Below are 11436 nucleotides of genomic sequence, written 5' to 3'. Positions count from 1 at the left end.
GCGGGAGCGGCACAGAATTCAGGAAGGGTGCTTTATGACCGCAGCCAACGTTTACCAACAACGCCCGACCACCGGGGCCAAGGCCGAGTCGTCGCTGCATCACGCCGACCTCGCCAGCCTGGTCGGCAAGGGCCGCAAAAGCGCCGGCGTGACCGTGCGCGAGAAGAAACTTCTCGGCCATCTGACCATCCGTGGCGACGGCCACGATGCCGCGTTCGCTGCCGGCGTGCACAAGGCCCTGGGCATCGAGTTGCCGGGCGCCCTGAGCGTGATCGTCAAAGGCGAAACCAGCCTGCAATGGATGGGCCCGGACGAGTGGCTGCTGATCGTGCCGAGCGGTGAAGAGTTCGCCGCGGAGCAGAAACTGCGCGAAGCGCTGGGCGATCTGCACATCGCAGTCGTCAACGTCAGCGGCGGCCAGCAGCTGCTTGAGCTGAGTGGCCCGAACGTGCGTCAGGTGCTGATGAAATCCACCAGCTACGACGTGCACCCGAACAACTTCCCGGTCGGCAAGGCTGTGGGCACGGTGTTCGCCAAGTCGCAGCTGATGATCCGCCACACCGCTGAAGACACCTGGGAACTGCTGATTCGTCGCAGCTTCTCGGATTACTGGTGGTTGTGGTTGCAGGATGCGTCCGCCGAATACGGCCTTAGCGTTCAGGCGTAATGATCGTTCCCACGCTGTGCGTGGGAACGAGTAGAGGAGAAGAGCAACAATGAGCCGCGCCCCGGATACATGGATTCTGACCGCCGACTGCCCCAGCGTTCTCGGCACCGTGGACGCGGTGACGCGTTTTCTGTTCGAGCAGGGCTGCTACGTCACCGAGCACCACTCGTTCGATGACCGGCTCTCGGGCCGGTTCTTCATTCGCGTGGAATTCCGTCAGCCCGATGGTTTCGACGAGCAATCCTTTCGCGCCGGCCTCGCCGAACGCGGTCAGGCGTTCGGCATGATCTTCGAGCTGACCGCGCCGAACTACCGGCCAAAAGTGGTGATCATGGTTTCCAAGGCCGATCACTGCCTCAACGACTTGCTCTACCGCCAGCGCATCGGCCAGTTGTCGATGGATGTGGCGGCGGTGGTCTCCAACCACCCGGACCTCAAGCCGCTGGCCGACTGGCACCAGATTCCCTACTACCATTTCCCCCTCGACCCCAACGACAAACCGGCCCAGGAGCGGCAGGTGTGGCAGGTGATCGAGGAGGCCGGCGCTGAACTGGTGATTCTCGCCCGCTACATGCAGGTGCTGTCACCGGAGCTGTGCCGCAAGCTCGATGGCAAGGCGATCAACATTCACCACTCGCTGCTGCCGGGCTTCAAGGGCGCCAAGCCGTATCACCAGGCCTACAACAAGGGCGTGAAACTGGTGGGCGCGACCGCGCACTACATCAACAACGACCTCGACGAGGGGCCGATCATCGCCCAGGGCGTCGAGGCGGTGGATCACAGTCATTATCCGGAAGACCTGATTGCCAAGGGGCGCGACATCGAAGGCCTGACCCTGGCCCGGGCAGTTGGATATCACATTGAGCGGCGGGTGTTCCTGAACGCCAATCGCACCGTCGTTCTTTGAGTCAAAAACAACGCAAAACCAACAAGCAATAACCCGAGCACTTAACGCGCTGCCTGCCTGGGCGGCGCGGTTCCATAAAAACAACAGCGAGGTGAAAGCATGTCTGGCAATCGTGGTGTGGTGTATCTCGGCGCTGGCAAGGTCGAAGTACAGAAAATCGACTATCCGAAAATGCAGGATCCGCGCGGCAGGAAGATCGAGCACGGTGTCATCCTGCGTGTGGTTTCAACTAACATTTGCGGCTCCGACCAGCACATGGTGCGCGGCCGTACCACGGCTCAGGTCGGTCTGGTGCTGGGGCACGAGATCACCGGTGAAGTGATCGAGAAGGGCAGCGACGTCGAAAACCTGAAAATCGGCGACCTGGTGTCCGTTCCGTTCAACGTGGCTTGCGGGCGCTGCCGTTCCTGCAAGGAGCAACACACCGGCGTCTGCCTGACCGTCAACCCGGCTCGCGCCGGCGGTGCCTACGGTTACGTCGACATGGGCGACTGGACCGGTGGCCAGGCCGAATACGTGCTGGTGCCGTACGCCGACTTCAACCTGCTGAAGCTGCCGGACCGCGACAAGGCCATGGAGAAAATCCGTGACCTGACCTGCCTCTCCGACATCCTGCCGACCGGTTACCACGGTGCCGTGACCGCTGGCGTTGGCCCGGGCAGCACCGTTTACATCGCGGGCGCCGGCCCTGTCGGTCTGGCGGCGGCTGCTTCGGCCCGTCTGCTCGGCGCGGCGGTGGTGATCGTCGGCGATGTCAACACCATCCGCCTGGCCCACGCCAAGGCTCAGGGTTTTGAAATCGTCGACCTGTCGAAAGACACCCCGCTGCACGAACAGATCGCCGCGCTGCTGGGCGAGCCTGAAGTGGATTGCGCGGTGGACTGCGTTGGCTTCGAAGCTCGCGGCCATGGTCACGACGGCGTCAAATCCGAAGCCCCGGCCACGGTGCTCAACTCGCTGATGGGCGTGGTGCGTGTCGCCGGCAAGATCGGTATCCCGGGCCTGTACGTGACCGAAGATCCGGGCGCTGTCGATGCCGCCGCGAAAATGGGCAGCCTGAGCATCCGCTTCGGCCTAGGCTGGGCGAAATCCCACAGCTTCCACACCGGCCAGACTCCGGTGATGAAGTACAACCGCCAACTGATGCAGGCGATCATGTGGGACCGTATCAACATCGCAGAAGTGGTGGGCGTGCAGGTCATCAGTCTCGACCAGGCGCCGGAAGGTTACGGCGAGTTTGATGCGGGTGTGCCGAAGAAGTTTGTGATTGATCCGCACAAGTTGTTTAGTGCGGCGTAAGTTCCGCTCCATGAAGAAGGGCAACCATCGGGTTGCCCTTCTTCTTTTCACGCAACGTTGTTATCAGTGCTTGAATGCGCACTTGTGAACATCACCGTCCTTGGTAGCGCAGTCATCACCCTGCCAGTTGCCACCGTCTGTTTGAGTCGGTTTTCCGGTTCTCCAAACGGTCGTTGCTGCGATATCAACCGGTGTTTTTCCGTCTTCGTATTGGCAGACCACTCTAGCGCTGTTTCCGTCTTTTTCTTTGAGGCGTGCAGCGGTGAATTTCAGGTTTTTGACATCCGTTTCACTTGCGTTGCTTGGGTCAACCTCGACTGCTTCCGGGCCATTCGGGCCGGCTACCTCGTATCCACTGGCCACTTTATTGAACGACGAGGCGAGTGGGCAGGTGTCAGCGTAGGCGGTGCCGGCGAAGGCCAAGGTGGTAAGTACAGCGACGGTCAATTGTTTGAGCATGGTGCGCACTCCATTACTGGGTTTGAGTGCCTATGCTCGAAGATTGGCTAACTTATTCCTACTGTCAGATTTGACAGGTATTTAGTTGAGTTTGGAATTAATTCAAAGTCTTTTAGAAATTTATGGCCTATGTATGCACTCACCGTGTACCTGACAAGAATCACAGCGCCGCCAACGCCCCTTGATAAAGCACCGGCCCCGTCGGCTGCCCGGTCGGCGATCCACCCTTCGGCTCAAGACTGACCGCCAGCGCAATCGGCTTGCCGATCAGCGCCTTTTGCGCGTCGCTCAATTCAACCTTGCCTTTGCCACCCGCCGGGATTACGCCCAGCGAGATCGGCTTGCCATCGGCCGGAATTGCCCACAGTTCCAGGCTGCGCTGAGGATCGACGGCCGCCAATGTCAGTGGCTCGACTTGCAGGTAATCGTCATGGGCCTCGACCTTCAGCGCCGGTTTCGCGTCGGCGCTCAGCAGGGTCGCGCGGTAGCGGGCGTCGTCGTGGGTGTACAGCGAGCCGAGGAACACCAGCACCACGATGGAGGCCAGTGCCGCCGTCACCCGCAGCCAGTTCCAGAACGGACGTTTCTCCGGCACATGCAGTTCTTGCGGTTCGATCCGCGCGGTAACGCCATGCCACACGCGCTCCGGCACCGGAACCTCCGGCAGTGTTTCGGTGAGGCTGGCGAGGCTTTCCTGCCAGTGCGCCAGTTCGGTCCGCAGGGCGGCGTCTTCCAGCAGTAATTGCTCGAAACGCCGACGGGCCGGCGCAGCCATCAAGCCGATAGCGTAATCGGCGGCGAGGGCGCGGCGCAGGGCAGGGGTTTGATAGTTCATGATTCAAGGCACCGGCGCAGGCGTTCCATGCCACGGCGAATCCATGACTTGACCGAACCCAGCGGCGCCGCCAGGTGCTCGGCCAGTTCCGAGCAGGACAAACCCTGAAAATACGCCACGGTAATCGACTGGCGCTGCATGCCTTCAAGGGTGTCCAGGCAGCGGTTCAGGGCTGTGGCTTCGCGGGCGCTGTTCAACTGGTCGTGGGCGGAGGGGCTTTCGTCCGTCAGAGCGTCCTGTTCAAAATCGGTCAGAGGCCGGTCGCGGTGCCTGCGCAACTGGTCGATGGCCTGATGGCGGGTGATGTTGATCATCCAGGTCATCGGTGCCGACAGATGCGATTCGTAGCGTGAGGCGTTGTTCCAGATCCGCACGAAGCTTTCCTGCAACACTTCCTCGGCCAGATCCGGGCGTCCCATGAAGCGCAGGGCCACGCCGTGCAGGCGCGGGCCCACGCAGCGGTACAGCGTTTCGAAGGCGCGGCGGTCGCCCAGTGAACACTGGGCCAGCAATTGCCGGAGCTGATCGGTGTCGGCGAGGGTGATGGCAAGTCTCCAGACAGGACGGGTGCTGGTTTCGGGTAGTTCACAGGCTAGTTCAGCGACAGCGCTCGTGCCATTCATGGTTCGATTTCCGGGGTTTCACATTTCCTATACGCGAGCCGGCTCAAGATGGATGCACTACGCTCGGAACATGCCGGCGGAAACTCGGTCAAACCGGCAGTTTTACTCTTCGTCGACGAAGGGTTTTCACGCCACAAGAGGATGTCTGAATGAAGATTTCACGCGGTTTTGCCCTGGCATCGCTCCTGACCCTGGCGGCCGGACCGGTGTTTGCCGGTTTCAGCCTGAACGACGTTGCCGGTGCGGTATCGGGCATGCAGGGCGGTGACAAGGCAGCGGCAGCGGCACCGACCTCGGAAACCGCCGGTCTGTTGAGTGCGCTGAGCGCGTTGAACGTTACGCCGCAGCAAGCGGTAGGCGGCACCAGTGCCATGCTGGGCCTGGCGAAGAACAAGCTCAGCAACACGGACTATTCGCAGTTGGCCAAGGACGTGCCGGGGATCGACAAACTCTCCGGTGGCGGCGGCAATCTGGCGGCGCTGAGCGGTCTGCTCGGCTCCTCGGGCAAGTCCGCCGGGCTGGAAAATGCCTTGGGTAACGTCAAGGACACCAATGACCTGAACAACGCCTTCGGTGCGTTGGGCATGGACAGCGGCATGGTCGGCCAGTTTGCCCCGATCCTGCTGCAATACCTCGGTCAGCAGGGTGTTGGCGGCTCGTTGCTGCAGAGCCTGGGCAGTATCTGGGGCACCGGCAGCTGATTCAGCGGCGCTCGCCGCGCAGTTCGGCGATGCGCTGGTCTTTCTCGGTCCAGAGCTGGTTGACCCAGTTCTGGATCTTCTCGCGAAACACCGGATCGTTTTCGTAGTCGCCCTGCCACAGCGCCGGGTCCAGTTCACGGGTGCGGATATCGATGATCACGCGCGGCACGTTGCCGCTGATCAGGTCCCAGAACCCCGGAATCTTCGATTGTGGATAAACCACGGTCACATCGAGAATCGCGTCCAGCTGTTCACCCATCGCCGCCAGTACAAATGCCACGCCACCGGCCTTGGGCTTGAGCAGATGACTGAACGGTGACTGCTGCTGAGTGCTTTTGGCCGAGGTATAGCGAGTGCCTTCCAGATAGTTGACCACTGTCACCGGCTGACGCTTGAACAGCTCGCACGCCGCTTTGGTGATTTCCAGGTCCTTGCCGGCTAGTTCCGGGTGCTTCGCCAGGAACGCCTTGGTGTAGCGCTTCATGAACGGGTAATCCAGCGCCCACCAGGCCAGACCCAGGAACGGCACCCAGATCAGTTCCTTCTTGAGGAAGAACTTGAAGAACGGCGTGCGCCGGTTGAGGGTCTGGATCAGCGCGGGGATGTCTACCCAGGACTGATGGTTGCTGATGACCAGATAGGACGTGTCGCCTCGCAGATCGTCGCCGCCACGGATGTCCCACTGGGTGGGGATGCACAGACGGAAGATCAGTTTGTCGATTTCCGCCCAGGTCTCGGCGATCCACATCACCGCCCACGAGGCGTAATCACGAAAGCGCCCCGGCAGGATCAGCTTGAGCAGGGCGAACACCATCAGCGGGCCAAAGAGCACGAGGGTGTTGGACAACAGCAGCAGGGTGACGAGACAGCCGGTGAGCAGGCGGCGCATAAGCAACTCTTGAAAGCGGATGGGCGCGCCATGATAAGTGGCTTCGGGCGACAGGCCAAATCATGGGTTACGAATGTTTCACCTTTGGCGGGTTAGCCTTGCGGGAACGATCAAGCGAACAGCGGTCTAAAATCTTGCGTCAGACGCCCCCATTTTCCAAGGAAGCCCATTACGTGAAATCCCTCCTTGCATTGCTTTCCCTCGTTGCCCTGCCGGTGCTGGCCGCCGAGCCGACCCTGTACGGGCGCTACGAATACATCGCGCTGCCGGAAATCGGCGGGCAAGTGCTCAAGGCGAAAATGGACACCGGCGCGCTGACCGCCTCGCTGTCGGCCAAGGACATCGAGACCTTCACCCGCGACGGTGAAGACTGGGTTCGCTTCCGCCTCGCCACCAAGGACGCCAGCAACAAGGTGTTCGAACACAAGATCGCACGCATCAGCAAGATCAAGAGCCGCTCCGACGAGGACGATGAGGATCGCGACACCACGGAAGTTGCCAAGCGTCCGGTGGTGGATCTGGAGCTGTGCCTGGGCAACGTCAAGCGGACCGTCGAGGTCAATCTGACCGACCGTAGCCATTTCAACTATCCGCTGCTGATCGGTGCCAAGGCCTTGCGCGAGTTTGGCGCAGCGGTAAACCCGGCCCGGCGTTTCACGGCGGACAAACCGGATTGCTGATGCAAGTGGTCTCATTGACGTAACGTCAGGCTTGGGGCACCGTTCGCGCACTTAATCCACAGGCTCGGACGCCATGCCTCATATCCTGATTGTCGATGACGAAGCGGCGATTGCCGACACGCTGATTTTTGCCTTGCAGGGCGAGGGCTTCACCACGACCTGGCTGAGCCTCGGCGCGCAAGCGCTGGAGCATCAGCGCAAGACACCGGCCGACCTGATCATCCTCGACATCGGCCTGCCGGACATCAGCGGCTTCGAAACCTGCAAGCAACTGCGCCGGTTCAGCGAAGTGCCGGTGCTGTTCCTCAGTGCCCGGGATGCCGAGATCGACCGGGTGGTGGGCCTGGAAATCGGTGCCGACGACTACGTGGTCAAACCGTTCAGCCCTCGGGAAGTGGCGGCGCGGGTACGGGCGATTCTCAAGCGCATGGCGCCGCGCCCGCCGGCCGAAGCCTGGTCGGGGGTGTTTCGCATCGACCCCGAACGCGTGCAGATCAGCTATCGCGGCCAGGCGTTGAGCCTGACCCGTCATGAATTCCGTTTGTTGCAATGCCTGCTCGAACAGCCCGAGCGGGTGTTCAGCCGCGAGCAACTGCTCGATGCACTGGGCGTGGCGGCGGATGCCGGTTACGAGCGCAGCATCGACAGCCACATCAAAAGTGTGCGCGCCAAATTGCGACTGGTGCGCGCCGAGGCTGAGCCGATCCAGACCCATCGCGGCCTCGGCTACAGCTACAGTCCGGGGCACAGCTGATGTCACTGGGGCTGCGGATTTTCCTGGTGTACGTGCTGTTTATCGGCCTGACCGGATACTTCGTGCTCAACACCGTGATGGAAGAAATCCGCCCCGGTGTGCGTCAGTCCACCGAGGAAACCCTGGTTGATACCGCCAACCTGATGGCGGAAATCCTGCGGGACGATTTCAAGGCCGGCACCCTCAACCAGAATCGCTGGCCCGAATTGCTCCACGCCTATGGCGAACGCCAGCCGAAGGCGACGATCTGGGGCCTGGCAAAAAACCAGGTCAACCACCGCATCTACGTCACCGACGCCAAGGGCATCGTGGTGCTGGACTCCAGCGGTCTGGCCGTCGGTCAGGACTACTCGCGCTGGAACGATGTCTACCTGACCTTGCGCGGTGAATACGGCGCACGCTCCAGCCGCAGTGACCCTAATGATCCAAACTCTTCGGTGATGCACGTCGGCGCACCGATCCGCGACAACGGCGCGATCATCGGCGTGGTTACCGTGGCCAAGCCCAACAGTTCACTGCAACCTTATGTTGATCGCACCGAACGCCGTTTGCTCGGCTACGGCGCCGGGTTGATCGGCCTCGGCCTGCTGCTGGGCGCCGTGCTGTCGTGGTGGCTGAGCCGCGCGCTGCACCGCTTGACCGTCTACGCCCAGGCCGTGAGCGAGGGCCGTCGGGTGGCGGTGCCGCACTATCGCGGGGGCGAGCTGGAGCAGTTGGCGACCGCCGTTGAACAGATGCGCACCCAGCTCGAAGGCAAGGCCTACGTCGAACGCTATGTGCACACCCTGACCCATGAATTGAAGAGCCCGCTGGCGGCGATTCGCGGTGCCGCCGAGTTGTTGCAGGGCGAGATGCCGACGGATCAGCGCCTGCGTTTCGTCGGCAATATCGACAGTGAAAGCGCCCGCATGCAGCAGTTGATCGAACGCCTGCTGAACCTTGCCCAGGTCGAACAGCGGCAGGGCCTTGAGGAGCGCGTCGCCGTGCCGTTGGCGGCGCTGGTGAATGAGTTGCTACAGGCACAATTGGCGCGTATCGAAGGCCGGCAACTGCGGATCGAGCAAACCATCGCGCCGGATCTGGCGTTGATCGGCGAGCCGTTTCTGTTGCGACAGGCGCTGGCCAATCTGCTGGAAAACGCGCTGGATTTCACGCCGCAAAACGGTTCGCTACGCTTCAGTGCCGAGCGGATTGGCGAGCAGGTCGTGCTTCGACTGTTCAACGAAACCACGCCGATTCCCGACTATGCCTTACCCCGCTTGAGCGAGCGTTTCTACTCTCTGCCACGTCCCGACAGCGGGCGTAAGAGCACCGGTCTCGGGCTCAACTTCGTCGAAGAGGTGGTCAAGTTGCACGGTGGTTCACTGCGCATCGGCAATGTCGAAGGCGGGGTGGAAGTCGTCCTGCAGTTGTAATCTCCACACAAACTCCACATTCCTCCCACAAAACTCCCACATCCTCTTCGCAGACTCTGCCCATCGAAACAGGGAGAGTCCCATGAACAAAAGTCTGACAATAAAACTCGGGGCCATTGCCCTGCTGATCCTGGTGTTGCTGGTGCCGCTGTTGATGATCGACGGCATCATCGATGATCGCCAGCAACTGCGTGACGGTGTGCTGGAAGACATTGCCAGAAGCTCAAGCTACAGCCAGCAACTCAGCGGGCCGGTGATGGTTGTGCCGTATCGCAAAGTGGTGCGCACCTGGAAGACCAAAGAGAAGAGCGACGAGCGATACCAGGAAATCGGCGAAGAACGTGGGCGCCTGTATTTCCTGCCGGAGCGTTTTGAACTGGACGGCCAGGTGCAGACCGAGCTGCGCGCCCGGGGCATATACGAGGCGCGGCTGTTCCATGCCGACAACCGCATCAGCGGGCATTTCTCGCTGCCGGCACAGTTGGGGATCAAGGAAGACTTCGTCGATTACACCTTCGATGCGCCATTCCTGGCGGTCGGTATCAGCGACATTCGCGGGATCGAAAATGCGCTGAAGCTGGAGCTGGGTGCGCAACGCCTGGACTTCGTGCCCGGCACTCAGGTCGGCTGGCTGGGCGAGGGTGTGCGAGTGACGCTACCGGCGCTGGACACCGGCAAGACCACGGAACTGGCCTTCGGCTTCGACTTGCGCCTGCAAGGCACCGGCTCGTTGCAGGTGCTGCCGGTGGGCAAGACCAGCCGCGTGAACCTCGCTGCCAACTGGCCGCACCCAAGCTTCATCGGCAACTTCCTGCCGGGCAAGCGTGAAGTCACCGATCAGGGTTTCACCGCCGATTGGCAGACCTCGTTTTTCTCCACCAACCTGCAAGAGGCCATGAACCGTTGCGTCTCGGGCAACGATTGCGAGGCATTCAACGGGCGCAGTTTCGGCGTGAGCTTCATCGATCCGGTGGATCAGTACCTGAAAAGTGACCGGGCGATCAAATATGCGTTGCTGTTCATTGTCCTGACGTTCGCTGGTTTCTTCCTGTTCGAAGTGCTGAAAAGCCTGGCGGTGCACCCGATGCAGTATGCGTTGGTGGGCGTGGCGCTGGCGTTCTTTTATCTGTTGCTGCTGTCGTTGTCCGAGCACATCGGTTTTGCCCTGGCGTATCTGTTGTCGGCCAGCGGTTGTGTGCTGTTGATCGGGTTCTACGTCTGCCACGTGCTGCGCAGCGTGCGGCACGGCTTGAGTTTTTCGGCGGGGTTGGCGGCGTTGTACGGCTTGCTCTATGGCCTGCTGAGTGCCGAGGATTACGCGTTGCTGATGGGCTCGCTGCTGCTGTTCGGTCTGCTCGGTGTGTTCATGGTGCTGACCCGCAATCTGGACTGGTACGGGATCGGGCAGAAACCGGCCAAACCGCTGGAGTTCGATATCGGAGCGGTGCAATGAGCCGGTTCGTGGGATTGCGTGAGGAGCAGCGGGAGGCCGAGGTGTTGATGACGCTGATCTTTGCGTCGTTGCCTCCCGCTCGGTGCGTCAAACCTTCGGCATCGTCGCAATCATCGACGGACGCTGACTCACTTCAAAGTACCAGTTGGCCAGTTGCGGGTTGGCTTCACGCCAGCCCAGATCCGGGAAACGCAGATCCAGATAACCCAGTGCACAGGCCACGCTGATCGAAGCGACGTCGAAATGGCAAGTCAGCTCGGCAATGGCCTCGCGCTCCAGCAGTGCCAGGGTCCGGTGGATCTTGTCGCGCTGGGCCTCGAGCCACTCATCCCAGTGCTTCTCCGGGGCACGCAGCACTTGCTCGTAACGCACCATCACCGAGGCGTCCATGATCCCGTCGGCCATCGAGGCCAGGGTCAGGCGCCGCCAGCGGGCCGAACCGTCGCGGGGGATCAACGGGTTGCCGACGTGCTGGTGGTCGAGGTAATCGAGGATCACCCGGCTGTCATGGATGACGTTGCCGTCGGCCAGGCGCAGGGCCGGGATCTTGCCCAGCGGGTTGTCTTCGTTCAGCGCGGCATTGGGATTGACCGGTGTCAGGACGCAGTCCTGCAGGGCGACGCGATCCTGCTGGCCGGTCTCGTGCAGTAGCACCATGACTTTGCGCACGAACGGGGACAGGGTGTTGTGGAACAGGGTCATGCTGGGAGCGGACATCGGCAGGGTCTCGGACAAGGGCAATGAACGGGCAGCA

At 61.4% G+C, this 11436-nt stretch carries 13 protein-coding genes; 8 read left to right on the top strand and 5 right to left on the bottom strand.

The window, feature by feature from the left end:
• Nucleotides 1-34: 34 nt before the first annotated feature.
• The 3 genes from NH234_RS27470 to fdhA all read left to right on the top strand — a co-directional run bounded on the left by NH234_RS27470 (nucleotide 35) and on the right by fdhA (nucleotide 2873).
• Nucleotides 35-667, top strand: a complete 633-nt coding sequence (locus tag NH234_RS27470) for a sarcosine oxidase subunit gamma (RefSeq protein ID WP_367254950.1) — start codon at nucleotides 35-37, stop codon at nucleotides 665-667.
• A gap of 49 nt (nucleotides 668-716) precedes the next feature.
• On the top strand, nucleotides 717-1574 hold the full coding sequence (purU, locus tag NH234_RS27465; protein ID WP_007959808.1) for a formyltetrahydrofolate deformylase: 858 nt from the start codon (nucleotides 717-719) through the stop codon (nucleotides 1572-1574).
• Between the two features lie 99 nt (nucleotides 1575-1673).
• On the top strand, nucleotides 1674-2873 hold the full coding sequence (fdhA, locus tag NH234_RS27460; RefSeq protein WP_085688554.1) for a formaldehyde dehydrogenase, glutathione-independent: 1200 nt from the start codon (nucleotides 1674-1676) through the stop codon (nucleotides 2871-2873).
• Nucleotides 2874-2936: 63 nt separating this feature from the next.
• On the opposite strand, the gene NH234_RS27455 is transcribed toward fdhA, so the two are convergent.
• The 3 genes from NH234_RS27455 to NH234_RS27445 all read right to left on the bottom strand — a co-directional run bounded on the left by NH234_RS27455 (nucleotide 2937) and on the right by NH234_RS27445 (nucleotide 4790).
• Nucleotides 2937-3332, bottom strand: coding sequence for a hypothetical protein (locus NH234_RS27455; RefSeq protein WP_367254949.1), 396 nt, complete (start codon nucleotides 3330-3332; stop codon nucleotides 2937-2939).
• A gap of 160 nt (nucleotides 3333-3492) precedes the next feature.
• Complete coding sequence (locus NH234_RS27450) at nucleotides 3493-4167, bottom strand: anti-sigma factor (RefSeq protein WP_367254948.1); 675 nt, start codon at nucleotides 4165-4167, stop codon at nucleotides 3493-3495.
• Nucleotides 4164-4790, bottom strand: coding sequence for a sigma-70 family RNA polymerase sigma factor (locus NH234_RS27445; protein WP_085731659.1), 627 nt, complete (start codon nucleotides 4788-4790; stop codon nucleotides 4164-4166). The genes NH234_RS27450 and NH234_RS27445 overlap by 4 nt, the downstream gene beginning before the upstream one ends.
• 149 nt (nucleotides 4791-4939) lie before the next feature.
• Between NH234_RS27445 and NH234_RS27440 the strand changes: the two genes are divergently transcribed.
• Nucleotides 4940-5491, top strand: coding sequence for a DUF2780 domain-containing protein (locus tag NH234_RS27440; protein ID WP_085731660.1), 552 nt, complete (start codon nucleotides 4940-4942; stop codon nucleotides 5489-5491).
• 1 nt (nucleotide 5492) lies between these two features.
• Here the strand turns inward: NH234_RS27440 and NH234_RS27435 are convergent, their stop codons facing one another.
• Nucleotides 5493-6380, bottom strand: coding sequence for an acyltransferase (locus NH234_RS27435; RefSeq protein ID WP_085731661.1), 888 nt, complete (start codon nucleotides 6378-6380; stop codon nucleotides 5493-5495).
• A gap of 173 nt (nucleotides 6381-6553) precedes the next feature.
• Here NH234_RS27435 and NH234_RS27430 point away from each other — a divergent pair, with 173 nt between their 5' ends.
• The 4 genes from NH234_RS27430 (at nucleotide 6554) to creD (ending at nucleotide 10682) form a co-directional block, all read left to right on the top strand.
• Nucleotides 6554-7060, top strand: a complete 507-nt coding sequence (locus NH234_RS27430) for an ATP-dependent zinc protease (protein ID WP_085709168.1) — start codon at nucleotides 6554-6556, stop codon at nucleotides 7058-7060.
• A gap of 73 nt (nucleotides 7061-7133) precedes the next feature.
• Nucleotides 7134-7814, top strand: coding sequence for a two-component system response regulator CreB (gene creB / locus NH234_RS27425; protein ID WP_085731662.1), 681 nt, complete (start codon nucleotides 7134-7136; stop codon nucleotides 7812-7814).
• Complete coding sequence (gene creC, locus NH234_RS27420) at nucleotides 7814-9229, top strand: two-component system sensor histidine kinase CreC (protein WP_085731663.1); 1416 nt, start codon at nucleotides 7814-7816, stop codon at nucleotides 9227-9229. Before creB ends, creC begins: the two co-directional genes overlap by 1 nt.
• 82 nt (nucleotides 9230-9311) lie before the next feature.
• Nucleotides 9312-10682, top strand: a complete 1371-nt coding sequence (creD, locus tag NH234_RS27415; protein WP_085731664.1) for a cell envelope integrity protein CreD — start codon at nucleotides 9312-9314, stop codon at nucleotides 10680-10682.
• Between the two features lie 87 nt (nucleotides 10683-10769).
• Here the strand turns inward: creD and NH234_RS27410 are convergent, their stop codons facing one another.
• On the bottom strand, nucleotides 10770-11399 hold the full coding sequence (locus NH234_RS27410; protein WP_085731665.1) for a glutathione S-transferase: 630 nt from the start codon (nucleotides 11397-11399) through the stop codon (nucleotides 10770-10772).
• Between the last annotated feature and the right edge of the window lie 37 nt (nucleotides 11400-11436).

The organism is Pseudomonas sp. stari2 (assembly GCF_040760005.1).
In the GTDB taxonomy this organism is placed as follows: domain Bacteria; phylum Pseudomonadota; class Gammaproteobacteria; order Pseudomonadales; family Pseudomonadaceae; genus Aquipseudomonas.
The sequence above is the reverse complement of the archived record's forward strand: the minus strand, read 5'-3'. Positions and strand labels throughout refer to the sequence as shown.